Annotated in this window: 30 protein-coding genes; 7 read left to right on the forward strand and 23 right to left on the reverse strand. The window is 64.4% G+C overall.

Annotation, left to right across the window (positions count from 1 at the left end; all coding sequences use genetic code 11):
• Positions 1 to 49: 49 nt before the first annotated feature.
• The 7 genes from ATE64_RS03075 (at position 50) to ATE64_RS03105 (ending at position 8,562) form a co-directional block, all read left to right on the forward strand.
• On the forward strand, positions 50 to 1,570 hold the full coding sequence (locus ATE64_RS03075) for an aldehyde dehydrogenase family protein (RefSeq protein ID WP_058456026.1): 1,521 nt from the start codon (positions 50 to 52) through the stop codon (positions 1,568 to 1,570).
• A gap of 24 nt (positions 1,571 to 1,594) precedes the next feature.
• Positions 1,595 to 2,620, forward strand: a complete 1,026-nt coding sequence (gene adhP / locus ATE64_RS03080; protein WP_058456025.1) for an alcohol dehydrogenase AdhP — start codon at positions 1,595 to 1,597, stop codon at positions 2,618 to 2,620.
• Positions 2,621 to 2,646: 26 nt separating this feature from the next.
• A complete protein-coding gene (locus ATE64_RS03085) occupies positions 2,647 to 4,341 on the forward strand; it encodes a copper resistance system multicopper oxidase (protein WP_058456024.1) in 1,695 nt (564 codons plus the stop codon).
• Positions 4,338 to 5,309 (forward strand): copper resistance protein B, encoded by a 972-nt coding sequence (locus ATE64_RS03090; RefSeq protein ID WP_188235722.1) that lies wholly within the window; start codon positions 4,338 to 4,340, stop codon positions 5,307 to 5,309. Before ATE64_RS03085 ends, ATE64_RS03090 begins: the two co-directional genes overlap by 4 nt.
• Before the next feature lie 613 nt (positions 5,310 to 5,922).
• A complete protein-coding gene (locus ATE64_RS03095) occupies positions 5,923 to 7,467 on the forward strand; it encodes a PAS domain S-box protein (protein ID WP_011542731.1) in 1,545 nt (514 codons plus the stop codon).
• Entirely contained in the window at positions 7,457 to 8,089 is a 633-nt protein-coding gene (locus tag ATE64_RS03100) for a response regulator (RefSeq protein ID WP_058456022.1), read from the forward strand. The genes ATE64_RS03095 and ATE64_RS03100 overlap by 11 nt, the downstream gene beginning before the upstream one ends.
• Before the next feature lie 74 nt (positions 8,090 to 8,163).
• On the forward strand, positions 8,164 to 8,562 hold the full coding sequence (locus tag ATE64_RS03105; protein WP_058456021.1) for a response regulator: 399 nt from the start codon (positions 8,164 to 8,166) through the stop codon (positions 8,560 to 8,562).
• Here the strand turns inward: ATE64_RS03105 and ATE64_RS03110 are convergent.
• From ATE64_RS03110 to ATE64_RS03220, 23 genes are all read right to left on the reverse strand, one after another.
• Positions 8,553 to 9,779, reverse strand: a complete 1,227-nt coding sequence (locus ATE64_RS03110) for an MFS transporter (RefSeq protein ID WP_231729019.1) — start codon at positions 9,777 to 9,779, stop codon at positions 8,553 to 8,555. The genes ATE64_RS03105 and ATE64_RS03110 overlap by 10 nt on opposite strands.
• 79 nt (positions 9,780 to 9,858) lie before the next feature.
• Positions 9,859 to 10,197: a hypothetical protein gene (locus ATE64_RS03115; protein ID WP_058456019.1), complete on the reverse strand. Its 339-nt coding sequence runs from the start codon at positions 10,195 to 10,197 to the stop codon at positions 9,859 to 9,861.
• Positions 10,198 to 10,349: 152 nt separating this feature from the next.
• A complete protein-coding gene (locus tag ATE64_RS03120; RefSeq protein WP_231729020.1) occupies positions 10,350 to 10,790 on the reverse strand; it encodes a four-helix bundle copper-binding protein in 441 nt (146 codons plus the stop codon).
• Between the two features lie 87 nt (positions 10,791 to 10,877).
• Positions 10,878 to 11,282 carry a DUF1622 domain-containing protein gene (locus tag ATE64_RS03125; protein ID WP_011542737.1) on the reverse strand — a complete coding sequence of 135 codons (405 nt, stop codon included), beginning with the start codon at positions 11,280 to 11,282 and terminating at the stop codon, positions 10,878 to 10,880.
• Positions 11,269 to 11,982, reverse strand: a complete 714-nt coding sequence (locus ATE64_RS03130; RefSeq protein ID WP_058456018.1) for a cytochrome c3 family protein — start codon at positions 11,980 to 11,982, stop codon at positions 11,269 to 11,271. Before ATE64_RS03130 ends, ATE64_RS03125 begins: the two co-directional genes overlap by 14 nt.
• On the reverse strand, positions 11,979 to 12,704 hold the full coding sequence (locus ATE64_RS03135) for a hypothetical protein (protein WP_058456017.1): 726 nt from the start codon (positions 12,702 to 12,704) through the stop codon (positions 11,979 to 11,981). Before ATE64_RS03135 ends, ATE64_RS03130 begins: the two co-directional genes overlap by 4 nt.
• A complete protein-coding gene (locus tag ATE64_RS03140; protein ID WP_058456016.1) occupies positions 12,704 to 14,581 on the reverse strand; it encodes a 2Fe-2S iron-sulfur cluster-binding protein in 1,878 nt (625 codons plus the stop codon). Before ATE64_RS03140 ends, ATE64_RS03135 begins: the two co-directional genes overlap by 1 nt.
• Before the next feature lie 28 nt (positions 14,582 to 14,609).
• Positions 14,610 to 14,969, reverse strand: a complete 360-nt coding sequence (locus ATE64_RS03145) for a hypothetical protein (RefSeq protein WP_058456015.1) — start codon at positions 14,967 to 14,969, stop codon at positions 14,610 to 14,612.
• Between the two features lie 54 nt (positions 14,970 to 15,023).
• Positions 15,024 to 15,242, reverse strand: coding sequence for a hypothetical protein (locus tag ATE64_RS03150; protein WP_058456014.1), 219 nt, complete (start codon positions 15,240 to 15,242; stop codon positions 15,024 to 15,026).
• A gap of 45 nt (positions 15,243 to 15,287) precedes the next feature.
• Positions 15,288 to 15,704 (reverse strand): heavy metal-responsive transcriptional regulator, encoded by a 417-nt coding sequence (locus ATE64_RS03155; protein WP_058456013.1) that lies wholly within the window; start codon positions 15,702 to 15,704, stop codon positions 15,288 to 15,290.
• Between the two features lie 185 nt (positions 15,705 to 15,889).
• Entirely contained in the window at positions 15,890 to 16,252 is a 363-nt protein-coding gene (locus ATE64_RS03160) for a hypothetical protein (protein ID WP_197410128.1), read from the reverse strand.
• A 135-nt stretch (positions 16,253 to 16,387) separates the two neighbouring features.
• Positions 16,388 to 17,287, reverse strand: coding sequence for a ribose-phosphate pyrophosphokinase (locus ATE64_RS03165; RefSeq protein WP_058456012.1), 900 nt, complete (start codon positions 17,285 to 17,287; stop codon positions 16,388 to 16,390).
• Positions 17,284 to 18,828, reverse strand: a complete 1,545-nt coding sequence (locus ATE64_RS03170) for a thymidine phosphorylase family protein (RefSeq protein ID WP_058456011.1) — start codon at positions 18,826 to 18,828, stop codon at positions 17,284 to 17,286. The genes ATE64_RS03165 and ATE64_RS03170 overlap by 4 nt, the downstream gene beginning before the upstream one ends.
• Positions 18,825 to 20,246, reverse strand: a complete 1,422-nt coding sequence (locus ATE64_RS03175) for an MBL fold metallo-hydrolase (protein WP_058456010.1) — start codon at positions 20,244 to 20,246, stop codon at positions 18,825 to 18,827. Before ATE64_RS03175 ends, ATE64_RS03170 begins: the two co-directional genes overlap by 4 nt.
• A gap of 158 nt (positions 20,247 to 20,404) precedes the next feature.
• On the reverse strand, positions 20,405 to 20,704 hold the full coding sequence (locus tag ATE64_RS03180) for a hypothetical protein (RefSeq protein ID WP_058456009.1): 300 nt from the start codon (positions 20,702 to 20,704) through the stop codon (positions 20,405 to 20,407).
• 99 nt (positions 20,705 to 20,803) lie between these two features.
• A complete protein-coding gene (locus ATE64_RS03185; protein WP_011542748.1) occupies positions 20,804 to 21,025 on the reverse strand; it encodes a DUF2274 domain-containing protein in 222 nt (73 codons plus the stop codon).
• Positions 21,022 to 22,203 carry a TrbI/VirB10 family protein gene (locus ATE64_RS03190; RefSeq protein WP_058456008.1) on the reverse strand — a complete coding sequence of 394 codons (1,182 nt, stop codon included), beginning with the start codon at positions 22,201 to 22,203 and terminating at the stop codon, positions 21,022 to 21,024. Before ATE64_RS03190 ends, ATE64_RS03185 begins: the two co-directional genes overlap by 4 nt.
• Positions 22,204 to 22,232: 29 nt before the next feature.
• The gene (locus tag ATE64_RS22375; RefSeq protein WP_058456007.1) at positions 22,233 to 22,949 is read right to left on the reverse strand and encodes a TrbG/VirB9 family P-type conjugative transfer protein; all 717 of its coding nucleotides are present in this window, start codon (positions 22,947 to 22,949) and stop codon (positions 22,233 to 22,235) included.
• Positions 22,946 to 23,317, reverse strand: a complete 372-nt coding sequence (locus ATE64_RS03200; protein ID WP_058456006.1) for a hypothetical protein — start codon at positions 23,315 to 23,317, stop codon at positions 22,946 to 22,948. Before ATE64_RS03200 ends, ATE64_RS22375 begins: the two co-directional genes overlap by 4 nt.
• Before the next feature lie 346 nt (positions 23,318 to 23,663).
• Positions 23,664 to 24,392 carry a lytic transglycosylase domain-containing protein gene (locus ATE64_RS03205; protein ID WP_082657699.1) on the reverse strand — a complete coding sequence of 243 codons (729 nt, stop codon included), beginning with the start codon at positions 24,390 to 24,392 and terminating at the stop codon, positions 23,664 to 23,666.
• A complete protein-coding gene (locus ATE64_RS03210) occupies positions 24,389 to 24,979 on the reverse strand; it encodes a S26 family signal peptidase (protein WP_058456005.1) in 591 nt (196 codons plus the stop codon). Before ATE64_RS03210 ends, ATE64_RS03205 begins: the two co-directional genes overlap by 4 nt.
• The gene (locus ATE64_RS03215; RefSeq protein WP_058456004.1) at positions 24,976 to 25,521 is read right to left on the reverse strand and encodes a DUF2840 domain-containing protein; all 546 of its coding nucleotides are present in this window, start codon (positions 25,519 to 25,521) and stop codon (positions 24,976 to 24,978) included. The genes ATE64_RS03210 and ATE64_RS03215 overlap by 4 nt, the downstream gene beginning before the upstream one ends.
• Positions 25,521 to 25,763: a helix-turn-helix domain-containing protein gene (locus tag ATE64_RS03220; RefSeq protein WP_011542767.1), complete on the reverse strand. Its 243-nt coding sequence runs from the start codon at positions 25,761 to 25,763 to the stop codon at positions 25,521 to 25,523. Before ATE64_RS03220 ends, ATE64_RS03215 begins: the two co-directional genes overlap by 1 nt.
• Between the last annotated feature and the right edge of the window lie 62 nt (positions 25,764 to 25,825).

Below are 25,825 nucleotides of genomic sequence, written 5' to 3' on the forward strand. Positions count from 1 at the left end.
GGGACGGCATTGAGGCGATCTAGCTCAAGACAGCTAATGGAGCGCGATCATGTTCGAACAGGCCTTCAGCACCATCAATGCCGCGCCGTCCTTCCGGCATCGCTATGACAATTTCATCGGTGGTCGTTGGAGTCCCCCCGCTGCGGGAGAATATTTCGCCGATACGAGCCCGATCAACGGCGCCCTGATCGCCGAGTTCGCGCTGTCAACACCGGAAGATGTCGAGCGCGCGCTCGATGCGGCGCACGCGGCCAAGGATCAGTGGGCCAAGATATCACCAGCCGAGCGTGCGCGGTTGCTCAACCGGATCGCCGACCGGCTGGAAGACAATCTGGAGCTGCTGGCCTTCGCCGAGACGATCGACAACGGCAAGCCGATCCGCGAGACGCGTACCGCAGACGTGCCTCTGGCGATCGACCACTTCCGCTACTTCGCCGGCTGCATCCGGGCGGAAGAGGGCGCGATCTCGACGATCGATGCCGACACGATCGCCTATCATTTCCGCGAGCCGCTTGGCGTCGTCGGGCAGATCATCCCGTGGAACTTCCCGCTGCTCATGGCAGCCTGGAAAATCGCTCCGGCACTTGCCGCGGGCAATTGCACGGTGATCAAACCTGCGTCCCAGACGCCTTTGACATTGCTGATGTTCGCAGAGCTCACCGCCGATATTCTGCCGCCTGGCGTGTTCAACGTCGTGACGGGACCTGGACGCACCGTTGGCCAGGCGATCGCCGCCAATCCACGGATCGCCAAGGTCTCCTTTACGGGCGAGACGGTCACCGGCAAGCAGATCATGCATGCGGCCGCCGACCATCTCATCCCCCAGACGATGGAACTTGGCGGCAAGTCGCCCAACATCTTCATGGCCGACGTGCTCGACGAGGAGGACGCCTTCTTCGACAAGGCGCTGGAGGGCTTCACGCTCTTCGCGTTCAACAAAGGCGAGGTCTGCACCTGTCCCTCGCGCGCGTTGATCCACGAATCGATCTTCGACCGTTTCATCGAGCGCGCCGTGGCGCGTGTCACAGCGATCCGCCAAGGTGATCCGCTCGACCCTTCGGTCCAGATCGGCGCCCAGGCATCCGAAGATCAACTCCACAAGATCCTCGGCTATATCGACATCGGAAAAACCGAGGGCGCGCAATGCCTGACCGGCGGCGCGCGGGCGCTCCCCGGCGGCGAACTCGATCGGGGCTATTTCGTGCAGCCCACCGTGTTCCTCGGCGAAAATCGGATGCGCATCTTCCAGGAAGAGATCTTCGGGCCGGTGCTGTCGGTGACCACATTCAAGACAGTCGACGAGGCGATCGCGATCGCCAACGATACCGCCTACGGCCTCGGCGCGGGCGTCTGGACCCGCAACGGCAACACGGCCTACCGGCTCGGCCGCGCGATCGAGGCCGGGCGGGTCTGGACCAACTGCTACCATCACTATCCCGCACATGCCGCTTTCGGCGGATATAAGGCGTCGGGTTTCGGACGCGAAAATCACAAGATGATGCTCGACCATTATCAGCAGACCAAGAACCTGCTCGTCTCCTATGACGAGCATGCGCTCGGCCTGTTCTGATCCCTCCCGGAAGGAGAAGCAGACATGGCGAAAACCATGAAGGCGGCGGTCGTCCGCGAATTCGGCAAGCCGCTGGTCATCGAAGAGGCGCCGATCCCGACGGTCGGACCCGGCCAGATCCTGGTAAAGGTCGCGGCGGCCGGCGTATGCCACACCGACCTGCATGCGGCCGAGGGCGACTGGCCCGTCAAGCCCAACCCGCCCTTCATTCCCGGGCATGAAGGCGTCGGACATGTCGCCGCCGTCGGATCGGGCGTCACTCTTGTAAAAGAGGGCGACCGGGTCGGCGTCCCCTGGCTCTACTCCGCCTGCGGGCATTGCGTGCATTGCCTGGGCGGCTGGGAGACGTTGTGCGAGAGCCAGCAGAATACCGGCTATTCGGTGAATGGCAGCTTCGCGGAATATGTCCTCGCCGATCCAAATTATGTCGGGCATCTTCCCGACAATGTCGACTTCCTCGACATTGCGCCGATCCTCTGCGCCGGCGTCACCGTCTATAAAGGGCTGAAGGCCACCGAGGCGAAGCCCGGAGAGTGGGTGGTCGTCTCCGGGATCGGCGGGCTCGGCCACATGGCGGTGCAATATGCCCGCGCGATGGGTCTCAATGTGGCTGCGGTCGACGTCGACGACCGCAAGCTCGATCTCGCGACCCGTCTCGGCGCGGCGCTCACAGTCAACGCGCGTGAAGAGGATCCGTCAGCCGCCATCAAGCAGGCGATCGACGGTGCGCAGGGCGTCCTCGTCACCGCGGTCTCGCCCAAGGCCTTCCAGCAGGCGCTCGGCATGGTCCGGCGCGGTGGTACGGTCGCGCTCAACGGCCTTCCACCGGGCGATTTTCCGCTGTCGATCTTCGACACCGTACTCAACGGCATCACCGTTCGCGGTTCGATCGTCGGCACCCGGCTCGACCTTCTCGAAGCACTGGCCTTCGCCGGCGAAGGCAAGGTGCATGCGACGGTGCACGCCGAAAAGCTGGAGAACATCAACGACGTCTTTGCGCGTATGCGCCGCGGCGACATTGACGGGCGGATCGTTCTCGATCTGGCCTGACCATCTTCTGGCGAAAGAAACATTCAATGCCCCTCCTTCATAGCTTGCCGATCGCACGGCGGCGCTTCGTTCAGGGGCTGGCGATTGGCGGAGCCGTCGCGGGCTTCATCCCGGCACTGCAGGCGAAATCCCTCTCCGCGTCGACGGCTGAGTTGAGCGGGACCGAATTCGACCTCGAGATCGCCGAGATCCCGGTCAACTATACCGGCAAGCGCCGGGTCGCGACGGCAGTGAACGGCGCCGTACCCGCGCCGATCCTGCGCCTGCGCGAGGGCGACACCGTCACGCTGCGCGTTCGCAACAGCCTCAAGGAGATGTCCAGCATCCACTGGCACGGGATCATCCTGCCCGCAGAAATGGACGGCGTGCCCGGCATCAGCTTCGCCGGTATCGCCCCGGGCGAGACCTTCACCTATCGATTCGAAGTGCGCCAAGTGGGCACCTACTGGTATCACGCCCACACGCTCGCCGAGCAGACCGGGCTCTATGGCGCGATCGTCGTCGAGCCGAAGGTGCCGACGGGGCCTGTTCCCCACCGCGACTATACCATCATGCTGAGCGACTGGTCGGACGAACCACCGCTCCAGATCTTCACGAACCTCAAGAAGCTGAGCAGCTATTATAACTTCGCGCAGCCGACCGCCGGCGACTTTCTAGAGGATGTGAGCGAGCTGGGCCTCGCCAAAGCCCTCGAACGGCGGCGGATGTGGAACGGGTCGCGGATGAATCCGACCGACTATAGCGACCTTTCCGCAGCGACCTACACTTATCTTATGAACGGGACGACGCCTGCGGGCAACTGGACCGCCGTCGCCGCGCCCGGCGAGCATGTGCGCCTGCGCTTTGTGGGCGCGGGAACGGCGACCTTCTTCGACGTACGGATCCCCGGTGTGGAGCTGACAATCGTTTCTACCGACGGGCAGCCGGTGGTGCCGGTGACGGTCGAGGAGTTCCGGATCGGCCCGGGGGAAACCTATGATGTCGAGTTCACCATGCCCGACGGCAATGCACGCACGATCTTCGCCCAGGCGATCGATCGGACCGGCTTTGCCCGCGGCACGATCGCGCCTGCTCCCGGCATGTCGGCACCGGTCCCCGCCCTCGATGCGCGGCCCTGGCTCGATCCCGTCGACATGATGGGGGCGATGATGACGATGGGCGGCGGCGAGCACGCCGGGCACGGCCTGACGGAGATGCCGCCGAAGGCCCGGCATGCCCGCACCGAATATGGCGCGAACACCGATATGCGCGTCGACTATCCCCGCGCCAATCTCGATGATCCCGGCGCCGGCCTGCGCGACCGCTCATGGCGTGTCCTGACGCTGGCGGACTTGCGGACACCCAATGGCGATCCCGATCCGCGCGAGCCCGAACGCGAGATCGAGCTCCACCTCAACGGCAATATGGAGCGCTTCATCTGGGCGCTCGACGGAATCAAGCTCAATGACTCGCGGCCGCTCCACTTCAAGCCGAACGAGCGACTGCGCATCATCTTGGTCAACGACACGATGATGTCCCATCCGATGCACCTCCACGGCATGTGGAGCGATGTCGAAGGATCCGATGGCGCCTTCCAGGTCCGCAAGCATACGGTGGTGGTCCAGCCTGCCCAGAGGGTGAGCTTCCGCGTCACCGCCGATGCTATGGGTCGATGGGCGTTTCACTGCCATCTGCTCTACCATATGGCGGCCGGCATGTTCCGGGAGGTCGTCGTCGCATGATCCGCATGGCCCGCACCCGCCCCGCGCCGTTCCTGGTTGTCCTCCTCTTCTCGACTGCGATTGCATCACCCGCCTCGGCGCAAGAGCCATCTTCCACGGCGCCGGACGCCTTCCAGGCGGGGCAGGTGCCTCCACCGGAGGAGCACATCCATCCCGCGTCTCAAACCCAGGACCATGCGGGAATGGACATGCCTGGCATGGATGTGCCGAGCACCGGTATGAAGATGGACATGGGCCGCATGCAGGGCGGCAAGGCTCCGCCGGACGCGCGCGATTCAAATGACTATTCGGACGGCTACCGCAATTCGACACTGCCCGGCTATGAGATGGCCGACAAGCTCTCGATTCCGAAGGTCCTCGTCGACGAGCTCGAGTTCGTCAGCGGCAATGAGGGCCAGGGGGTGGGCTGGACGGTGCTCGTCACGAAGGGGCAGGACAATGACAAACTATGGCTGCGCAGCCAGGGCCTGAAAAACTCGCGCGATCGTCTTGATGCTGAAAGCAGCGTCGAGGCGCTCTGGTGGCACAGCAAGAGTCCATTCTGGGGCACGGTGCTGGGAGTTCGCCAGGATCTCGGCAAGGGAGCGACGACATGGCTTGCCGCAGGCGTCGAGGGATTGGCGCCCTATTGGTTCGACGTGCAGTTGACCGCCTATGTGGGCGACGATGGCCGCATCGCGGGGCGCGCCAAGGCCGGCTACGAGGTTCTGTTCACCAATCGGCTGATCTTGACCTCCCAGGTCGAGACCAACCTCTATTCCAAGCGCTCGGTCGACCGCGAGCTTGGTGGCGGGTTCAGCAATGTCGAGCTGAGCGGCCGACTGCGCTACGAGTTGTCGCGCAAGTTCGCACCTTATGTCGGCTTTGTCTGGGAACGCGCGCTCGATGGCACCGCCGCCTTCCGGCGCGCGGACCGCGAACTGACAACCGAGCGTCGCGTGGTCGTCGGCCTCAGATTGTGGTGGTGATCCCTGGACCCGAGACGGTAGCGAACGCGCAACGGTACGATGGTGCGACCGGACGGCCATATCAGGCGGCCGGTCATCACCACCCAGGCGACGGTGCATGATGGACAATTGCATGCTTGAACGTGCGATCTTCATCCATTGAGTGCCGGATCGGAAATCTTGGACTGACCTCGCGTCACGGCCTGCTTGCACTGGCTATCGATCCGTAAGGCCTGCGCCATTGGCATGCGAACTCCAAGGATCGGCTTCAGCGACGCTTGCTCGCAATGGCTATCGGTCTCGTGTGTTGGCTGACTCGCAGCATCGGTGCTCGCGGGACGGTTAGCCGGGGCCATATCGACGTCGAGTATCGGTCACGCCAGCCTGGAGCAGCGGCCCGCAAGCAATGGTCTCGAGTGGCGCGGCGGCGAACGATGATCGATCCCGACAAGGCGGCATTACACCGGAACGCCCGCGCCGGTGCAGCGCTCAGGCTGGATCGCGCGAGAAATTTCGAGGGGTATCGCGCCGAGCTGCGTATTTGACTTGGTGCCCGTTCCGATTGGGGGATTCCGACGGCCATGAAACCATTGCCCTGTCGCCTACGCGCCCGGCCTGGACGGCTGGGGATGACATGATCCCCGAAGACAATTCGGTAGCGTGGCGCGACGACGTCCGCGAAATCGAGGCGCTATCGGAGCTCATGCTTCGCGAGGCCAGCGGCTATGTCGTCGTGTTGCTCGATCCCGCCGGCACCATCCGCGCGATCAATGGCGAGACCGAGAGGAAGGGACTTTGGTCGAGCGCCGATCTGTGCGGCCGCTCGCACGAGATTTTCTATCCGCCCGATGAAATGGCGAACGGCCGGCCTGAAGCCGATCTGGCGGCGGCCCTCGCGCAGGGTTCCCTCGAGCGTGAGGCTTGGCGCGTGTGCCGTGATGGAACCGAATATCTCGCCAGGCTGACGATCAATGCCCTGAAAGATCAAGCGGGTGTTATTCGCGGTTTCGGCAGCATCGTGCGCGACATCACCGAGGATGCGGCAATGCGCGGCTCGATCGAAGCCCGCGAACGACATCTGCAGTCGATTCTCGCGACCGTTCCCGATGCCATGATCGTCATCGACGAGCGGGGCCGCATAACCTCGTTCAGCGCTGCGGCCGAGCGATTGTTCGGTTATGGCGAGAGCGAATTGCTTGGCCGCAATGTGTCCTGCCTCATGCCGCGGGCGGACAGTATCAGGCATGACGAATATATCGGCCATTATCTCGAAACGGGAGAGCGCCGAATCATCGGGATCGGCCGCATCGTGGTCGGGCAGCGCCGGGACGGTTCGACTTTTCCAATGGAATTGTCGGTCGGCGAGGCGGGGGGGCCGGAAGGGCGCATCTTCACCGGCTTCATTCGGGACCTGACGGAAAAGGAACATGATGAGCTGAGGCTCAAGGAATTGCAGGCCGAGCTTGTGCATGTCTCGCGGCTGAGCGCGATGGGAACGATGGCCTCGACCTTGGCCCATGAGCTTAACCAGCCGCTGACTGCTATTGCCAACTATCTGGAGACGACGCGGGATCTTGTTGACGGGGAAGGGGATATACCGCGGGATATCCTGCACGAAGCGCTGACGGAGGCCGCCAATGAGACCCTCAGGGCAGGCTATATTGTTCGCCGCCTCAGGGATTTCGTAGCTCGGGGCGAGGTGGAAAAGACCGTAGAGGATTTGCCGCGCCTGATCGACGAGGCAGGCAAGCTGGCGCTTATCGGTGCCCGGGAACGCGGGGTCCGCAGCTTTTTCACCTTCGACCCGGCCGCGACACCTACGCTCGTGGACCGCGTCCAGATCCAGCAGGTTCTGGTCAACATCATGCGCAATGCCATTGAAGCGATGGCGGACTCCGAAGTGCGGGAACTGCGCGTTTCCACAAGGCTGCGGGCCGACGAGATGATCGAGATTGCGGTAGAGGACAGCGGTCCCGGCATTGCGGAGGACGTGATACCGCGGCTGTTCCAGGCTTTTGTCAGCAGCAAATCGGACGGCATGGGGCTCGGCCTGTCGATCTGTCGGACGATCGTTGAGGCTCATGGCGGACGGATCTGGGTCGAGGACGGTCCAGGCGGTGGAGCCGTGTTCCGATTCACCTTGGTTCACGCAAAGCTGGAGGAAGAACATGCAGGATAAGCGCCTCATTCATCTGGTCGATGACGAAGAGGCCATCCGGAAGTCAGCCGGATTCATGCTGCGGACGGTGGGGTTCGAGGTACGGACCTATGCGAGCGGCGTGGAATTTCTGAAGCTGGCACGCACGGCCGAGACTGGATGCGTACTTCTCGACGTTCGCATGCCTGAGTTAGATGGGCTTCAGGTCCAGTCGGAAATGGCGCAGCGCGGCATCAATATGCCGGTCGTCGTCCTGACCGGTCATGGCGACGTCACTCTCGCGGTGCAGGCGATGAAGGCGGGCGCAGTGGATTTTATCGAGAAACCCTTCGAGAAGGCATCGCTACTTGAGGCTATCGACCGCGGATTCGCCCGTATCGACCGGGTCGATGTCCGAGCGACGGAAGAAGCCGAAGCGCAGGTCCGGATCGGCGTCTTGACGCCCCGCGAGAAGGAGGTTCTCGATGGGCTCGCGCGAGGCTATCCCAACAAGACCATCGCCTATGATCTAGGCGTTTCTTCGCGAACCATCGAAGTCCACCGGGCAAGCCTGATGAGCAAGTTGGCTGTCCGCAGTCTTTCCGATGCGCTCCGGATTGCATTTGCTGCGGGCCTTGGTCGCAGCGAAGCCAAACTGGGATGATTACGTAGCGACTGAGATACGCGGTTCTGGAATGCTGCACTCACGGAGAATCGATTTTCGGATGCTCGCCACTCATGTCTGTGCACATCGGGCAATCGTACCGTCACCCCTTCACGATATTGGTCTCGGACGACGACCCGGGCGTCCGCCGTTCGACGCAATTGATGCTGCGGGCCCAGGGATTTCGGGTCCGGGCCTATACTAGCGGCAGCGCGCTATTGGCCGACCCGCGATCACTTCATGCCGATTGCCTTGTCGTCGACTTTCGCATGCCGGACATCGACGGCCTGTCACTCCTGAGACGCTTGCGCTCGAAGGGCTGGTGCGGTTGCGCGATCATGATCTCCGCCTATCATGACGACGCGCTGGAACGCGAAGCGAGGCGCGTTGGATTCGAGCATGTCATTTCAAAGCCGCTGATCGCGCGCGCACTGCTCGAGGCGATCGCTTGCTCCGCAAGGGATCATGGCTGACTGGACCGATCGCTCGTCCGTTCCCCCTCTTGCCACAGCAAAGGCAGGCTGAGAGCGACGATCAATGCCGCCGCCGCCAGGGTGAACGTGATCACCCACTGCTGCCCCACTCCCGCGAGCGCAAGCCCGATCGGCGCCGCCGCCTGTCCAATACTCGCCGCCGCATGCTGGAGCCCGAGCCGAGCACCCGAAACCCGGGAGCTGCGGTTGCTGATCCAGAAGCTGGTCACGAGGCGAAGGCTGGCCGCGCTCCAGCCGAGAAGGAAAGCGATCCCCGCGAGACCAAGGATCGACCGCGGATTTTGCGAAGCCAACAGTCCGATTGCCAGAACGAGCAGCATAAGACGCGTGAGATCGACCGGCCGGCGGACAAGCCAACCCAAACGGGCCTGCGCGATTTGTGCCGCGAGCATGCCGACGCCGCAAAGGCTCAGCATGAAGGCGATAGCTTTGCGGTCGAGCGAAAGGCCTTGGCCGGTCACCAGCAGACCGATGTGAAGGGCCGCCAGGGCAGCGCCGGCGATAATGGTGATGACGAGGAGTGTCGCAGTCTTCCGGTTGTTGTCGCGGTTGCTGCGGCGCGGGATGGCATGCGAACGAGACCGTTTGGGAAGCTGAGAGGGCGACAGCAGGCAACCGGCGAGCAAGAGTGCCAGGGCGAGAGGGAACAGCGGGGCCGACGGCAGCAGCGGAAAAGACAATTGTGTGAGCAGGGGGCCGGCCAGATCACCAAGAAAGACAAAGCTGGTCAGCCATGTGAAGAGACGGGCCCGACCCACCCGGCTCTCGGCCCGGAAGCCCGCAGCAAGGAGCGAGAGAGGAATGATGGCCCCCGACGCCATGCCAGACAGGATGCGCAGAAGATATAAGGTGGCGAGATCGGTACTGCCGAACGCCAGTGTCGTTGCCGCGAGGACCAGAAGCGCGATCCGAAGAAGCACCCGATAGTCCATGCGATCGGCCAACCACCCCCAAATGGGCGCAAGGCCGAGAGCGGCAAGAGGAAAGGAAGCCGAAAGGCTCACTATATGGAAATCGTGGGTTGCGGCAACGGGGATCACCGCGCTGCCCTCGATCAAGGACGGCAGAAAAGCGATGGCGGCCGTTTGCGTGGCCGACGTCGCGGCAACGGCAATCAGGAGGAGCAAGAATCCGAAGCTTGATCCGCCAAAAACTGCGGAGTTCCGGCTGGCTGCCGCAGGACCGAAAATCTTCACGGGAACATTTGAGCTTTTCAGACAAAAAGCCCGCTGCCACGGGGGCAGCGGGCTTCCGGGGGGATGGACCGACCGATGCTCACATATGCTCGTGCTTCATCGGCATGTCTTTCGGTTTGTCCGCAGGCTTGGAAGTCCCCATGCCGCCCATGGCAGGCATGGGCTTGTCGTTGCCGCCGCATCCACCGCCGGACTGATCCTGCATCTTTTCCATGCCCTCGCGGTGATCTTTCATCATCTTGTCGTGCATCTGCTGTCCGCCGTGGTCCATGCCGTGGCGATGCTCGTCGCCGGGCTTCTGGGCCGGCGCGGTGGCGGCCGGCTTCTTCGGCGGCCCTTTGCTCTCGTCGGCGAGGACCGGCATCTGGGTCAGGGCGAGGAGGCCAAGGACCGCCAGAACAGGGGAAATCTTGCGCATGATATGTCTCCATTCGAAATCTTTGCTTTGTATCGACACCAAGTCGGATCGGCGCCGCTGTGCTCGGTATGCTGCACCGAACGTCCGGATCGAAATACGTGAAGCCCACATGTTGATCTCTCGCCCGAAGAAAATCGGAACGCCGCGTGCTGCTATGAAGGCATGACCATCATGCCGCACCCCTCGGCACAGCGGCGGCTTAAGTTCGCGCAGCGCAATAGTTGTGCGTCACCCGTGAATGCAGCGCAGTTCTCCGCGCACAATCGGCAGATCTGGTCGCAGGTCTGGCAAAGGACCCCATGAGCCGGAGAATTGCGAAGCAGCGATTGCGCGGTCGTGAGGCAAATCCCGGCGCAATCGGCGAGAATAGCCATGATCCCCGGAGCGGCCTTGTCGCCGCCCTCTTCGAGGCAATGGCGCGCGGCTTCGATGCAGCTTCGATGCGTTTCCAGGCACAACGCCGCGCAATCGGCAAGCGGCATTGCATGGGAGTCGCGCATTCCCCCGCCGGGCGGTGGATCTTCGGCGCGCGCGGCGCCGACGAGCATTGTCAGGGCAAGCCCGGTCCCCAGGATCGATCGCCTCTCAAGCATGAAAATTCTCCCATTGAATCGAGCCAGGCGGCCGAAGCCGCCATCCTCTCGGAAAGATGCACCCGAGCGTGTCGGATGGCATGGTGGTCACCGGTCCGTCGCCGCGTCGAGGCGGGCGCGCTCCATGCGCGTATTCTCCCAAGGCCAATGACCATTGATCTCGACGCCCAGCGAAATGCTCAGGAAGGTACGAACAAACACGAGGCCCGCGAGCACGACGAGGTCGTTAAGCGTAGGGTTGATCACCAGTGATTTCACGATGTCGCCGGCTACGAGAAACTCAAGGCCGAGCAATATGCTGCGACCGAGTGTCGATCGGAACGGACGATAGGCTTCGGCATAGAGGCCTCGGCAGGCCTGACGGAGAAACGTCGCGGTCGCCAGCGCGGCACCTGTCAGGATGGTTGCCGTGCCGCTCAGTTCCAGGATAACCACGGCGAGGCGGAACAGGCTCTCGAGCCAGTGACCGCTTCCGCCGTCAATGGTGATCATACCAGCCTCTCCTGCGAATATTGTTGAAACTGTCGGTCGTGTGACAGGCATAGCATTGTTCCACGGTCGCCCGCTCGCCTGCGGCGCGCTGCGAAACCATGCTGAAATGCTCCATATAGTGGCTCGGCGGCGCCCGGTGGCATTCGGAGCAGTTCCGGGAATTGGTCGAGGGATGCCGGTAGCCGTCGATGCGCCAGCTGTCGGTCGCGTGGCAACTCGCGCAGCGCGTTCCGAAGAGGCCCAGGTGCGGGTCACGAATGGAATGGCAACCAGCACAGGCGAGCACGCCTGTCACCGCGCCGCCGGCGGTCGCGGCGGCGGGGCGCTGCGACCATATTCCCGGCTTGAACAGGGCCTTGTGATCCATGCGAATGAGGCTCTGTCTGCCCGCATGCTCGACGTGGCATGAGGTGCATTGCGAGGCCGAGGCATGGAATTGGGTCGATTGCTTGTTTCCGAAGTCGGTCGCGGCATGACAACTCTTGCAAGTCTCCCCCGTCACACCAGCAATGGGGGTGTGGCAGTTTCGGCACGATCCTGCGAGGCTGCGGTGGGCTTCGGACAGGGGGCCCGGCGAAACGAGCTGCGCGACCACGCCGGCCTGCGGCGGCGCGTTCGACCGCGACAGCGCCGGTAGCCCAAGCAGCACGACGAGCAGGCTGGTCGCAAAAAGGGCCGGAAGCAGCCAGTGGCGCATCATGGCCAGCGAAGACCAAAATAGACCGCGGCTGCGATATGGAGAATCACGAGCGCGTAAAGCAGCGAACCGGCTACGATATGAAACCATCGCCAGCGTGCGAAAAGTACTTCCGTCACTTCCTCTGCCCGCACGGCATATTCGGTGTCGGAAATGGCCGCGGCAAGCTTGATCGCATCCCGCGGTGGTGGTTCGGCGGGCTGGTTTGCGCGGGTGAAGACATATCGAAGCCAGCGTGGCGGCTCCTGCGTCTCCCCAATTTCGCCCGGCGCCGCCGGAATGTCCAGAAAGGCCGACTGGAGCGAAGCCAGTTCCGACTTGCGGCCGCGCAAGGCCCTCGCAAGTTCGCCGAGAAGATAGCGCCCGGCAAATCCGCTTGCAACGGTGAGGAGGAGGAGGCCGGTTAGCATGAGGCCCAGCGGACTCGCGAACTTGTGAGCGGTGTGAAGGAGGGCGAAGAAAGCTCCCAGAACGCCAGAATAGATATGAACGGCAAGGAGCGTCGGCTTCCGCACATAGCGTGTAATCCGACGCTCGATGAACGGGATATGTTTGGCCGCCAAATAGGGAAGCGTCAGCAGCATGCACAGGGCCGCAAGGATGCCGAGCAGACCGCCGCCGAGGCTACCGGGGAAGCGCGGGGATGCGTGAACGAGAAATCCGGCCGGAAAGACCAGAATGAACCCCACCAGAAGCACCATCAGTATGTCGCCGCGTTCGCGCATCAGGCTTCAACCACGATCGGCTTGCCGCTGCCTTTGGCCTGGCAAGCCAATATATAGCCGTTCGCCTTGTCTTCCGGCGCCAGGCCCGCTTCGTTCGCCATCGTGACTTCACCGTCGAGCAGCTTGGTGACGCATAGTCCGCAGTCTCCGGTGCGGCAGGAATAGGGTATCTCGACGCCAACCCCCTCGGCGGCTTCGAGCACGGTCTGATCGCCAGCCAGGGCGGCGGACACACCCGACAGAGCGAACGTCACCGAAGCTTCGGCAATCCTTGTGGAAGGCGCGGACGGAGGCTGTACCGTGCGACTTGCATCGTTGCCGGGCGCGCTGGGCGCGTCGACTGGATCGATGGGCAGCGATGCGGGCCCAAAGGCTTCGGTATGAAGTTGCACTTCCGGCACGCCGAGCTCGGCGAGCTCCGCCTTCATCGCCGCCATCATCGCGGGGGGACCGCACAGGTGGATGCGGCGGCGCGCGATGTCGGGGACGGCCGAAAGCAGCATGTCCCGCGTCAGGGGGCCGACGGCGCCATGCCAGACCGTCCCTGGCGAGCGCTCCATCGCGGCGAAGACATGCAGATTGTCATGAAGCCGCTCGAGTCGCTCGATTTCGTCACGGAAGACGAACTCGTCCGTGGACCGAGCGCCATAAAGGAAGAATATCTCGCCCGGCCAGGCGGTGTCTGTAAGATAGCGCAATACCGATATCATCGGCGTGATCCCGACACCGCCTGCGATGAGCACGATACTATCCGCGGTCGTCCCGGTGAAGGTGAAGGTGCCGAAAGGACCCGAGGCTCGAACGAGATCCCCGACAATGAGCGTGTCGTGCAGGTGGCGGGACACCGCTCCCTGCTCCTCGCGCTTCACCGTCAGTTCGACATAGGCCCGCTGCGTCGGCGACGAGGCGATAGTGTAGGATCGGCGGGCACGCTTGCCGGGCTCGGGCTCGACCTCGATTTGCAGAAACTGACCGGGCAGGAAATCGAAAGGCAGCCGGTCGGCTGCGGGATCGGCGAGACGGAAGGTCCTGATGGTCGGCGTCTCCCGGATGATCCGCGTCACCCGCAGCGGTCCGGACCAGGGCCGGGGCTTGCGCAGCGAAGCACCGGCCGGGGCGGGCGCGTTGCTTGGCGCGAGTGCTGCGGTCGTAGCGGCCTGCATCTCCGGAGCTGCGGCCGGCGACGGCTGCGTGTTGGCGACCTTCGCGGTTCCTTTTCTGGCTGCGACGATCCGACGGATGCGCTTGAGACGAAGTAGCTGCAGCGCGGCGAGGCCGGTACTCAGCAAGAGGAGGAACAGCATCAGCAGCAGGTGGGAGGGAGACAGACCGAAAGGATGGGCCGCGTGCGTCTCGTCCGGCTCGATCGACAGGCGATCGCGGAACCAGTTCATCGCGGCGCCCTCGGGCTTTCCGGTCCCGGCGAGGGCCATCCGGGCGGCCGCACCGCTATCGAGAAGATCGCTGCCTTCGCGAAGATTGCGCACGGCGGCGATTTGCTCGGTCGCCGTTTCGGCGTGCGCGGCTGCACGGGCAGCCTCGGAGATCAGCATCAGCCCTCGATGCGACCGTTGCTCGGCTTGCCGCAGCAGGGCTTGCCTCGCCGCGTCATCGAGTGCCGGTAGCGCGAGCAATTGCGAGAAGAAAGGAGACTGGCGGCGGCCGCCATGCTCGCCTTCCATCATTTCGCCCATCATCGATTGCATTTCGCCCGCGGGCTTCATCCCGGATGACGCCATGCTGCCAGCCGCCACGCCGCCAGCCGGCGAGGCACTCCCATGATGGGCGGCGTGCTCGTCGGCATCCTCCGCATGGACGTGCGACGCCATCAGAAGCGCCATCGCCACGCACAGGCCGAAGCGGAATGATTTCTGCATCTTTGGTCACCCCGCCCGGCGAATCTGCTTACATATGCTTCATCGGCGCCGACTGATCGGTCGTGGTCTGATCCGCGGGCTGCATATTGCCTTGCCCCACCCCGCCCTTGCGCATCTCGTCATGGTCCATCTCCTGACGATGGTGACGCTTCATTTCCTCGTCCATCGCATCATCTTCATGATCCATGGCATCCGGCGCGGCCGGCGCGGCGGATGGGGAATCGGTGGCGGGCGTGGAACCAGCGGCACCAGCGGTCGCGTCGGGGGTCACCGAGGCGGCATCCGCGGCCTTGTTCTCGGCCTTGTCTCCACAGCCGCCGAGCGCGAGTGCCGCTGCGAGCGCGACACCATATCCAGCCCATTTGAGGCCGATTTTTCCGTTTGTCATGGCATTCTCCCTTCCTCGAACTAGTCCGGGTGGCCATCGGCCACCCGGACAAAGTCATTTCGCGTCGCGCAGAATCCGCTGGCAGCGGCCGTGCGACAGGTTCATCGGATTGAAGCCCTGGCGTTTCATCTCGCCATGGTCATGGCGCTGATCGAGCCCCATCTTCTCTTCCATGGCCCGGCAGCTATCGACTTCGGCCCGAGTGGCCCGGGTCGTGACGCAGCCTCCGAGAAGGAGCGCGGGGGTGAGCAACAAAATGGAATATTTCTTCATAAAAATCCCCTATTTTCAATGGTGTCATACGTTCCCCTGCGAACGCTATTTTTTTGGTCTTCGTTTTTCCGCCAAGAATGCGATTATGTTGCAGTCGGAGACCGGCGCCTCTCGCGGGCAATTGTCGGCGAGGTCCTGCAGCACATCCCGAATCTCAGTCAGCTTCCTGACCCGCGTTTCGGCCTCCCGAACCTTGTCGAGCGTGATCGCAAGCACGGCCGCCGCGGTGGCGGTATCCGATGCCTTGAGGGTGAGAAGCTGGCGCGCCTGTTCGAGCGTGAATCCGAGTTCCTGCGACGCGCGAATGAAGTTGAGCCGCTCAAGGTCCCCGTCGCTATAAAGGCGATAGCCAGCTGAGGTACGTCCCGGGGCCGGTAGCAAACCCGTCCGCTCATAATAGCGTATCGTATCGCGCCCCACGCCTGCGGCTTCGGCGAGCTTTCCGATCTTATAGCTTCCCATGACATCCGCTCGCTTGTGCAGGTTGGACCATGGTCCAAGGTCAAGAGGCATTCGGCATTGGAGGCGGGCTATTACCGCTTCATGCCTCCACCACGGATCCGACATCCGGGCCGCGACGCGGCGCGTTCCTGTCCGCGCACGGGGAGGACCCCCGGCCCTCGCCCGCGCTGCGGAAAGGACCGGACTCAGTCTTTGCGAAGCTCGACGATATCGTTCTTGGCCGGCTTGCCTTCGGCGATCGTGACATGGGCGAAATGGTCATCGTAAATATGGTCGATGGTTACCTGGCCGACACGCTTGCGATGGAAGGGGGCAACATTGCCCTTCGATGACACGGGACCCGGATGCCGGACGTTTCGATAGACGTCGAGCGTCTGGCCAACCTCGGCACCGTCGGCCTTGCCGATGCAGACCACGGTATTGCCCGCGCTGGCCTCGACGATCGAGCCCCGCATGAAGAAACTGTGCCCGATGCCCTGGGCGAATGCCGGAGCGGCCGCGAACATCGAAATGCCTGCCGCCGCGATGATGATGCTTTTCCTGATCATCTTGAACTCCTTCGGGCCGCTGCCCTGACTGCCTGTCGAAGAATCCTGTTCTTCGCCAACAGGACTAGGGTCCCGGGTCCAAGCTCGACATACGTAGTGTTCGCAGCTTCGGAAAATACCTAGATATCGGCCGCTTTATCGATCGAGCTTGGCGAGGAGGCGCTGCACGCCCTGCGCGACGACCGGTTGCAGGCTGATGGCGTTGCTGGAATGAGCGACGGCATCGGTACTGACGATACGCCCCGCCTCGGCGGACAGTGCCGCGAAGGCGCCTCGAGCGAATAATGGGTGCACGATGACGCATTCGGGCGGCGGAAAGCCGGCCTCTCCTATTCCCCGCGCCGCTTCGATCAGCGTCCGGGCCGATGACGCGATATCGTCGACCAGAACCGGGGTGCGCCCCGTATGCGCCGCGAGATCGGGTAGCGCGATCCTGACGTCGCGATCGCCCAATCTCAGCTTGCTGCAGACGGCATGAGGGGCACCCGCACGGCGTGCGATCGCGCTCGCCCATTGCTCGCTTTCGCTGTCGGGACCGATGATGAGCGGTCGCTCGATATGGGTTCTGATCCAGTCGGAAATCGGCACGGCGGCATGCACGGCCTCTGCCGGAATATCATAGATGTCGCCGAGCGAGGCATATCGATGAAGATGGGGATCCGCCGTGACCAGCCAGTCGACGGCGCCCGAAATGCGGCGCGCGAAACTGCGCGAGCTGATTGCCTCGCCATTCTGAAAGCGCCGGTCCTGGCGCATATAGGCAAGATATGGGGCTACGAGCCCTACGCTGAGGGCGCCGAGCTCGCGGGCCGCGTCGGCTGCGATAAGAAGCGAAACCAGCTTGGTATCGGGGCGATCCAGCGTGCAGACGAGCACGATGTCGCGGCCGGCAACCTCGGAACGGAGCCGCAGATAGGTCTCACCGTCCGGAAATCTGCGGGTTTCGATCCGTCCGACCTCGCCCCCGAGCAGGCCCGCGAGTCCAACCGCGAACTTGCCGTTACCGGGCAGCGGCAGGAACATCGGCGGGGTCATCGGTCGGATAGCTCGAGAATGGGGCCAACGGCCTCGGCATAGGCCAGCGCATAGGCCAGTTCGCCCTGGCTTTCGGCGTGCACTGTGAGGAGGGGCGTTCCTGTTTCGACCGCGGAGCCGAGCCGGACGTGCATTTCGAGGCCGGCACTTTTCGCGGCTGGCGCGCCTGCAAGCTTGGCGAGCTTGGCGAGCCTGCGATTGTCGATCGCCGAAACGTATCCCGGGCGCTGCGCAGTTATCACATGGCGATGATTCGACAGGGGCGGTGTCCGCATGCCGCCCTGCGCCTCGCAGATTCGCTGGAACTTGCTCCAAGCCGACCCGTCGGCCAGCACTTGAGCGGCCAGGGCCGCACCGGTACCGGGGCTGGCGCGGCCCGCGAGTTCGATGAGCGCGCCTGCCAATTCGCAGGCGCGGCGGGCGAGATCGGGGGGCGGATCGCGTCCCTCGAGCACAGCCAGGATGTCGCGCGCCTCGAGGGCAGGGCCGATTCCCCGACCGATAGGTTCGCGACCATCGCCTTGCATCACCTTGAGGATCAGGCCGAACTCCGCTGCAACCTTCTGAAGCGCCCCCGAAAGTGCGGCAGCATCGGCGGGCGAGCGGACCTTTGCCGTCGGTCCGATCGGCATGTCGACGACGAGGTGCGTTGCGCCCGCCGCGAGCTTCTTGGACAGGACCGAGGCGACCAGTTGGCCCGCCGCATCGAGATCGAGCACCCGCTCGACACCGATGATGATGTCATCAGCCGGACTGAGGGAGACGGCGCCGCCCCACACGATGCATCCGCCTTCGTGGTCGACGACACGTCGGATCGCGCCGACGTCGAGATTCACGGGCGCGAGCGTTTCCATGGTGTCGGCCGTACCTGCCGGAGAGGTGATCGCTCGGGACGATGTCTTTGGCATGATGAGGCCCAGCGCGGCGACAATCGCGACCACGATCGGGGTGGTCCGGTTTCCGGGCAGGCCTCCCACGCTGTGCTTGTCGACGACGACGTCCGAACCCCAGGCCAGCCGCTCGCCGGACGCGACCATGGCACCGGTCAGCGCCACCGTTTCCGCATGATCCAGAGGGAAGGCGGAGCAGGCCGTTACGAAGGCGGACAGATGGACGTCGCTATACCGGCCAGCAACGATATCGTCGACGATCGACCGAAAGGCCGCGCCATCGAGACGATTTCCATACACGCGACCGCGTAATGCTCCGAAGGAATCGATGGGCGGTGCGTGGCGCACGCTGACGGCATCGCCGGGGGCGACCCCAAGCGCCGCGGCGGCTGATTCCGAAAGGCCGATCTCCCCCGGCGCGATCATTTCGCCGGACGAATGCAGGAGCGAGGCCAATATCTCCCGCTCCCCTGCCTGGATCAGCACCTGGCTGCGCGCCGCAAGACCTTCCGAGCGGCATATGTAGCAATCGGTTCGCATGACGACGGCCGGTTGCTGCTGTGGCAGGAACAGGCCGAGGGGCCGAGCCCGTAGGCGATGGGGTGCCATATTCTCCGACGCGGGTCCGGTATCCGGGGCGGGGTGGGTCATTCGAGCACCACCCGATCGCCAAGGCCGGGTATCTGGCAAGGCCAGCCGAGCTCGTCGCCGATGCGCCGCGCAAGAGCGGCCGCGGCATCGGGCTCACCATGGGTGATGAACGTCATCCGGGGCGCCCGTACGAACTGGCCGAGCCACTTCAGTATCTCGTCGGCATCGGCGTGCGCGGACAGCATCGAAAGATTGCGCACCTCGGCTCGCACGGGAACCTGTTCGCCATGGATCTTGACGCTGGGAGCACCCGCCACCATTGCAGCGCCGCGCGTGCCGGACGCCTGGAAGCCGGCGAACAGAATGAGGTTGCGGCCATCGGGCGCATAGCGTTTGAGATGGTGGAGAACGCGGCCGCCTGTTGCCATTCCGCTTGCCGAGATGATGACCTTGGGCACCGGACTCATTGTGAGAGCCTTGGACTCTTCGACATCGCGAACATAGCGCGCGACCTTGCAAGCGGCATCGCATTCCGCTTCGCTCAGCCTGTGGTCGCCGGCATGGCGGCAGAAGATGCCGCTCGCGTCGATTGCCATCGGGCTATCGAGATAGACGGGAACATTGCTGATCCGCCCCGCGGCGCGCAGGCGTGATAGATGATAGAGGATGGATTGGGCCCGGCCGACGGCGAAGGCCGGAATGACCACGGTTCCGCCGCGGCGAACACAGCGCTCGATGGCATCGCCAAGGGCCGCTACGGCATCCAGCGCCTCATGGCTCCGGTTGCCATAGGTCGATTCGACGATCAGATAATCCGCTTCCACGGGAGGCGAGGGATCGAGCATGACCGGATCGTTGAAGCGGCCCAGGTCTCCCGAGAAGAGGATCGTGCGGTCACGCCATTTGAGTTCGACGAATGCCGCCCCGAGTATATGTCCGGCACGATGGAAGCGAAGTTCGGCGCCCCCTGCCACCGAACGATATGCCCCGAAGCGGACCGGATCGAGATAGTCGAGCGCCACCTCGGCGTCCTTCTTCGTGTAGAGAGGAAGCGCGGGCTTGTGGCGCGAATAGCCGTGGCGATTGGCGAACACCGCATCATTCTCCTGGAGAAAGCCGCTGTCGGGCAAGAGGAGGCCGCAAAGGTCCGCAGTGGCGTCAGTGCACAGAATCCGGCCGCTCCAGCCTTCCTTCACAAAGCGCGGAATATAGCCTGAATGATCGAGATGTGCATGGGTCAGAACGATGGTGTCGATGGCCCGGTGGTCAGAGAGCGCCGGCTCCCAATTTCGTTCGCGAAGCTCACGACCACCCTGAAACAGGCCGCAGTCGATCATGATCTTCGCGCCGCGATCTCCGAGAAGATATCGCGAGCCGGTCACCGTACCCGCCGCCCCGAGAAACTCGATCGAGATTTCCTCGCCAGCGTCCCGTTCGCCCGCGCCGCCGAATGGCGCTCGCCCTTCCCCTGTCTGCATCGTCTCTACCCAGCCTGTTGAACCATGGGCTGAGGAGATCGCCGCAAATGACCGGGCCGGGAATACGCAATAACCGCAAAGACGGAGCCAAGCAAACCGGCGGTTCGCCAGCCATCCACCCTTATAATGCGCTCAATCCCTTGCCGGGCGCCGCGCCGCTAGACCAGCCGCATCGCGGCGATGATGGCGATGGCGGCGATGGCAACCCAGCACAGCCAATATCCCGCTCGCTGCCACCATGGGGGGTTATAGCCGCCTGCAGCGAGAAGGCGGCGTGTTCCGACCATGGCAAACAGGTGGGCTATGAGGCCGATGGCCAGCAGCGGCCAGGCGATGGACCGTAGGGGCAGAGCCAGGAGCACACCGACAGCAACGCCAGCGAGGGCCGCTCCGACGACCGAGAGCGTCGCGAGTGCCGACCTTGCCTGTTCGGTCCGTTGATGCGGTTCCTGGCTCATTCATCCGCCCCCCGACACCCAAGGAATGCGTCCGGTCTGCGTCGTTCGGATCGGAAGTGCAAGTCCGGCATATAAAAAGACACGCGCGGCCACGCAGGCTCAGCGCCGCGAACGCAGGCGCGCAAAACCCCGATCGGCTGCAATGAAGCGCTCGACCATGGCGGGGATGAGCCGTTCAGGTGGCAAGGGAGTCGCGAGGCCGGTCTGCGCCGCATGGACGGCGGCATAGTCCGCTACATCGCGCGCCAGCAGCCCGGGCAATTCGAGAGTCAGTTTGACCGGCTTGTCTTCGGCGATCGGACCGAGCCTGAGCCGGGTCATCGTCCGCCTCGATCCAGAGGCTCGAGGATGATGTCCCGCGTCACAATGACGCGGAGGATCGCGCCCGACCGAACCGTGATGGTCGGCTTCACTCCAAGCTGGCGTTCGACGAGTTGCCGTCCCGTCTCGTTGATGCTGTCCTGCGCGCCGCGCCGCACCGCCCGAACGAGGCGATCCTCGTCTTCGGCGCCGAGTTCGGCGCCGACGCCCAGCAGCGTCGAAACCAGCGTGGCCTTCAGCATATGGCCCCAATGATAATCGGTCCGGTCGGCAAGCCCGGCCATGCCGGCCGCATCGGCGCCCGGCAGGCGATCGAGAGCAATCGAGCGCCCGCCCGGCAGGATCAGCCGGTCCCATGCGAGAAGGACCCGGCTCTGCCCGTCGGCGATCTCGCTGCCATATTCGCCGATCAGCCGAGCACCCTGCGGAATGAGCAGGATGCGCCCGGTGGGGCTGTCGTAAACATTCTGGGTCACCTGCGCGGTGATCTGGCCCGGCAAGTCGGACCGGATGCCGGTGATGAGTGCCGCCGGAATCACGCTGCCCGCCTGGACCAGATGCGGCGATGAGGGCTGGACGAGCCGCGCCATGCTCTCTGCCGGACCGGCGCCATCACCACTGAGGAAGCCCTTGCGCTTGTCGGCCGCGGTCGGGTTGGCTTGCAGATTGTCGGGCGCCGGTCGCAACACGCCTTCGCCAAGCACCGGCAGCTGCGAGGTGACCGACGCCCCACCGCCGAGGAAGAGCTGGCTGGCGCGCGCGCTTTCGCGTTCCTGGGCTGCACGCGCGCGGGCTTGCTCCGCCGCAGCGGCTCGCGGGTCTGGCGGCGGAGGCGCGCCGATCGGAGGCACCGGGACGGTCTCGCCATTCTCGCGCGCGGCAAGGATCGGCCGCCCGAGATCGCCAGGGAGCGGCTCGCCGAGCTTCGGGATCTTGCCATAATCGCCCGGCGCTCCGGTCACGAGCTCGGACTTGTTCGCACGGTCGCTATCGTAGAGATTCTCGGCCACCTTGAGCTTGGCGGGCTGCAGCGCATAGAGAAGCGCGCCGCCGATAGCGGTCCCCAATGCGGCGCCTAGAATGGCCAGCGCCTTGCGCGACAGGCGCATGACGCTCGGCGGCTCGGCACCAAGCCGAAAGGGCTCGCCGCTTGCGGGAGGGACAGCGACGAGTTCCACCACCTCCTCCTCGTCCCGTTCCGGCGCGCTCACGAGCGCCCCCGCACGCGGCCGACGCGCTCGATAACCACCTCGCGCGCCGCGCGTCCGGCACCCATCCGAAGCTGTCCGCGTTCGAACAGGCGATCGGCGATCATGAAGCGGCCATGGACGCGGTAGTTGACGAGCTCGGCCTCGCCCTTTTCACCGACCGCGAACAGCGGGGGCATAGGCATGGGCACCGTCGCGATGGCCAAGGCATGGCCGCCCGCTTCGGAACCCGTCAGCTTCGCGAGCTTCGTCTCGGTTGTGACGATCGTTCCGCCGATAACGCGATCGCGCAGCATGCGGTCACGACGCCGGGCCATGGCGCCGCGAAGCAAGATCAGGCCGGACAGCCAGGCGACAAACCCCAGCCAGCATCCGCGTATGAAGAAGGCGATTACCGTGTCGACCGACCGGCGATAATAGGGATGCGCCGCTACCGCGCGGGCCGATGCTTCGTAGCGCTCGCCGCCACCGCCGATCATGATACCGGGATCAGCGGCGGTGCCGCTCGATATCCACGTCTTCAAGCGGGCGACATACCAGGTCCCCGTCGCCTGCATCGTCGCCGGCGTCAGCATCAGATAGGGGAGCGCCAGGCCGCCGAGTGCAATCGACCCGGCTAAGATGATCGCATGACGTTTGAACCGCCGCGCCTGGTTCGATCGCCAGTGCCGCCGCAGCGCATCGGCGTGGATGCGCTGGTCCCGATCACGCGTCATGACCGGTCCTCCTGCGAGAGACGCTGCTGCCGATCATAGGCGCGGCGGACTTCGGCGCCGATCTCTTCGTCGCTCTTCCCGCCACCAAAGGCGGCGCTGCGCGCATAGCAATAGGAAGCGCAGGCGGTGAACAAGGCGCGGTCGAGCATCCGCTCGACATCCGCCAACCGGGTGCCCATCGACGCGAGTTCGGCGACGAGTTCGCGATTGTCGGTCCCGTCCTCGGGCAGGCTCGACAGCGCCGCAACACCTGCTTCGACACATGTCGCGAGGATCGCGTAGGCGGTGTCGCCTCTCGCCTTTGCAAGCTCGATCACCGCCTTGTCGACCTCTGCCGGCAAACGAACCGTATGTCTGACGAGCTTCATCGTGATGCTCGACCAAGATGCCGATGCGACGTCTCCAAAAGTGGCGAAATTCCGCCATTTATGGGCAGGATGTTCGAGGCGGCGTCGGATCCGCCGCTCGAAAAGTGGCGGAAAAGCTGGATGCACCCGTGCGTGAGGTGTGTATCCAAATTGCGGGTCCGATGCGTAGCATCGTGGCCCTGCAACTTTACTCCAAAGCCAACCGGCTCAGACTTGAACCAAGGCCTCGGAAGCGAGAAACCAAGGCTGTTAGATTCGGAAACCGCTACGAGCGAGTTTGCTGCTGAGCCTGAATCCTTTCCGCGCGGTTGACGGACCACTCGACTGATTATGGGGCAGTGCCGCATCATGGTTGGTGTATCCCGGACAGAGGAATGAATAACGGCGAGCCTGCACCAGAAGTCGTGGCAGTCTTGCCCGCAGATTCGAACGAGCGCGGGGTGTCGACAGCACCGAGGGGTGCGATGAAGAGCCCCGCCCCGCGCCATCCGGTCGACGGCAAGGTCGGCGCAGCGATCGCGGCAATTTCACCGGCGGCGTGCAGTTCGGGTGCAATTTTGGCGACATAGGCGCGCGTCTCGGCGGGCAGTCCGCGGCGACCAGCGACATAGGCATCGGCGCGGCCCGGACCCGCATTATAGGCGGCGAGCATAAGCCCGACATCGCCATAGCGGTCCCACATAGCGCGCAGATAGGCGGCGCCCGCGAGGATGTTCGCGCGGGGGTCGAAGGGGTCCGAACCGAGCCGGTGGCGCGCCGTCAGCGACGCCCAGGTTGCGGGCATGATCTGCATGAGCCCCATGGCTCCCGCGTGCGACACGGCGCCGATCCGGCCGCGGCTTTCGGCGTGCATCACGCGCCAGATCCAGAGCTCCGGGATGCCGAAGCGCTGCGCCGCTTCGGCGACCGGAGCGGCATAGGGATGGCGTTCCGGCTGCGCCGCGGCGGCAGCCGGAGTGCAGATCGGCGGCAAAAGCAGCGCAGCCGATATGGCGGCGCGCCGGGCGCCGACACGCATCGGCCAGCACAGGACAGACAGGATGGCGAGGCTTCGCCGTTGCCGCGCAACCGTCATCGTCCTTGCTCCATCTCGTCGGCAATTGGTTCGAAGGAAGGACTCGCGCGGTGCCAGCGAAGCGATGCTTCGGCGTTGGCGCGCGTCAGAACCGGGTGCGCCGTGCCGATCAGACCGGACGCCGAAATCGGCCCGAAATATCGCCCGTCGAGGCTGCCCCGCGCGGGATTGATCAGGAATAATTCCTGCGCGCCGACGATCCGGCAACGTCGCCAGACAGGGAGCGGACGGTCCGCCCCGTCGCGCGCCAGCGCACGGGCGACGCCCGCTCCGTCGATCGTGACAAAGGCACCCGAACGGCAGACCAGAGAGCCCGGAAGCGCGGCGACGCGCTTCAGCAGCGGAACGCCGCGCGGAAGATATCCACGTCGGGACAGATAGGCCGCGAGCGCCGGTGGCGGGTCGATGGCGACAAGGTCGCCGAGCCTCGGCCGGGCGCCGACGTCGATCCGGTAGAGGCCGATGGGGGCGCTGGCGCTCGCGTTCCAGAGCAGTCGCGGTGTCGGCTTCAGCCAGGCGACGGCAACAAAGGAAGCGGTGAAAAGCGCCGCTGCACCGACCGTCGCGCGGAAGATCTGGCGGTTCATGCCTCGATCGCCCGGCGGCGCAGCCATGCCGTGTGGCGATCGAGACCATAGGGCCGGTAAGGCAGGCCGGCGGCGAGCCGGTTGCCGACGTGGCGCCAATGATCGGGCGACGCATCGCATGCCTCAATGCCGATCGCCTCCACCGCGTCGATCGCCGCGAGCGCCTGCTGGACCTTCGGCCAGCCGTCGAGCCGTGCCAGGATTTCGGCGCCGGGGCGGACGAAAGGAAGGGTCGAAAATGGTTCGCCGGGCGTCATCGCAACTGCGATCGCGATGGTCGAATGGATGGTGCCGAAGTCGTTCGACGTCCACCGAACGAAGGCAAAGACCCCGCCGGGACGAAAGGCGACAACACGGGTGCTGCGGCTCAATATCCGCTCGGCCGCGACGCGGCCGAAGCGGATCCATTGTTCGTGGCGGCCCTCGATCGAGGTCAGTTCGACCTCGGTCAAGCCGCAGCCGTGGGGCGACGCGGAAACACATCCGCTACCGTGGCCGGGGCAGGAGAGCGAAACGCCGGGCGCTGCGACAGCGCGCGGCATCAGGCGAGTCCCCGGCGCGCCGGATGCACGGTGCCGACGCCCGGATCGGAGGTCGACGAGCGCCGCCCGAGTTCGACCCATGCATCGAGTTCGTCGATCGCATAGACCACGCGCCCACCGAGTTTGCGATAGGCCGGGCCGGTGCCATAGCAGCGATGCTTTTCGAGCGTTCGCGGCGAGAGGCCGACGCGGCGCGCCGCGTCAGGGGTCCTCAGATAACGGGGAGGGTGCGCGGGGGTCATGGGATGCTCCTTCCAGCGGCGGCTCCCGAAAAGGCGGGGCAGCGCGCGATGGGGCGTCGTGG

The organism is Sphingopyxis sp. H073 (assembly GCF_001468395.1).
In the GTDB taxonomy this organism is placed as follows: Bacteria; Pseudomonadota; Alphaproteobacteria; order Sphingomonadales; family Sphingomonadaceae; genus Sphingopyxis.

Bases quoted from the DNA above. Each gene is read 5' to 3' on its own strand.
- ATE64_RS03100 (WP_058456022.1), top strand. From the start codon at position 7,457: ATGCAGGATAAGCGCCTCATTCATCTGGTCGATGACGAAGAGGCCATC.
- ATE64_RS03075 (WP_058456026.1), top strand. From the start codon at position 50: ATGTTCGAACAGGCCTTCAGCACCATCAATGCCGCGCCGTCCTTCCGG.
- ATE64_RS03200 (WP_058456006.1), bottom strand. From the start codon at position 23,317: ATGAAGCTCGTCAGACATACGGTTCGTTTGCCGGCAGAGGTCGACAAG.
- ATE64_RS03090 (WP_188235722.1), top strand. From the start codon at position 4,338: ATGATCCGCATGGCCCGCACCCGCCCCGCGCCGTTCCTGGTTGTCCTC.
- ATE64_RS03205 (WP_082657699.1), bottom strand. From the start codon at position 24,392: ATGACGGTTGCGCGGCAACGGCGAAGCCTCGCCATCCTGTCTGTCCTG.
- ATE64_RS03175 (WP_058456010.1), bottom strand. From the start codon at position 20,246: ATGCAGACAGGGGAAGGGCGAGCGCCATTCGGCGGCGCGGGCGAACGG.
- ATE64_RS03105 (WP_058456021.1), top strand. From the start codon at position 8,164: ATGTCTGTGCACATCGGGCAATCGTACCGTCACCCCTTCACGATATTG.
- ATE64_RS22375 (WP_058456007.1), bottom strand. From the start codon at position 22,949: ATGACGCGTGATCGGGACCAGCGCATCCACGCCGATGCGCTGCGGCGG.
- adhP (WP_058456025.1), top strand. From the start codon at position 1,595: ATGGCGAAAACCATGAAGGCGGCGGTCGTCCGCGAATTCGGCAAGCCG.
- ATE64_RS03140 (WP_058456016.1), bottom strand. From the start codon at position 14,581: ATGCAGAAATCATTCCGCTTCGGCCTGTGCGTGGCGATGGCGCTTCTG.
- ATE64_RS03095 (WP_011542731.1), top strand. From the start codon at position 5,923: ATGATCCCCGAAGACAATTCGGTAGCGTGGCGCGACGACGTCCGCGAA.
- ATE64_RS03120 (WP_231729020.1), bottom strand. From the start codon at position 10,790: ATGCTTGAGAGGCGATCGATCCTGGGGACCGGGCTTGCCCTGACAATG.
- ATE64_RS03220 (WP_011542767.1), bottom strand. From the start codon at position 25,763: ATGACCCCCGCGCACCCTCCCCGTTATCTGAGGACCCCTGACGCGGCG.
- ATE64_RS03145 (WP_058456015.1), bottom strand. From the start codon at position 14,969: ATGACAAACGGAAAAATCGGCCTCAAATGGGCTGGATATGGTGTCGCG.
- ATE64_RS03150 (WP_058456014.1), bottom strand. From the start codon at position 15,242: ATGAAGAAATATTCCATTTTGTTGCTCACCCCCGCGCTCCTTCTCGGA.
- ATE64_RS03135 (WP_058456017.1), bottom strand. From the start codon at position 12,704: ATGCGCGAACGCGGCGACATACTGATGGTGCTTCTGGTGGGGTTCATT.
- ATE64_RS03160 (WP_197410128.1), bottom strand. From the start codon at position 16,252: ATGATCAGGAAAAGCATCATCATCGCGGCGGCAGGCATTTCGATGTTC.
- ATE64_RS03165 (WP_058456012.1), bottom strand. From the start codon at position 17,287: ATGACCCCGCCGATGTTCCTGCCGCTGCCCGGTAACGGCAAGTTCGCG.
- ATE64_RS03125 (WP_011542737.1), bottom strand. From the start codon at position 11,282: ATGATCACCATTGACGGCGGAAGCGGTCACTGGCTCGAGAGCCTGTTC.
- ATE64_RS03215 (WP_058456004.1), bottom strand. From the start codon at position 25,521: ATGCCGCGCGCTGTCGCAGCGCCCGGCGTTTCGCTCTCCTGCCCCGGC.
- ATE64_RS03115 (WP_058456019.1), bottom strand. From the start codon at position 10,197: ATGCGCAAGATTTCCCCTGTTCTGGCGGTCCTTGGCCTCCTCGCCCTG.
- ATE64_RS03085 (WP_058456024.1), top strand. From the start codon at position 2,647: ATGCCCCTCCTTCATAGCTTGCCGATCGCACGGCGGCGCTTCGTTCAG.
- ATE64_RS03185 (WP_011542748.1), bottom strand. From the start codon at position 21,025: ATGACCCGGCTCAGGCTCGGTCCGATCGCCGAAGACAAGCCGGTCAAA.
- ATE64_RS03155 (WP_058456013.1), bottom strand. From the start codon at position 15,704: ATGGGAAGCTATAAGATCGGAAAGCTCGCCGAAGCCGCAGGCGTGGGG.
- ATE64_RS03180 (WP_058456009.1), bottom strand. From the start codon at position 20,704: ATGAGCCAGGAACCGCATCAACGGACCGAACAGGCAAGGTCGGCACTC.
- ATE64_RS03130 (WP_058456018.1), bottom strand. From the start codon at position 11,982: ATGATGCGCCACTGGCTGCTTCCGGCCCTTTTTGCGACCAGCCTGCTC.
- ATE64_RS03210 (WP_058456005.1), bottom strand. From the start codon at position 24,979: ATGAACCGCCAGATCTTCCGCGCGACGGTCGGTGCAGCGGCGCTTTTC.
- ATE64_RS03170 (WP_058456011.1), bottom strand. From the start codon at position 18,828: ATGACCCACCCCGCCCCGGATACCGGACCCGCGTCGGAGAATATGGCA.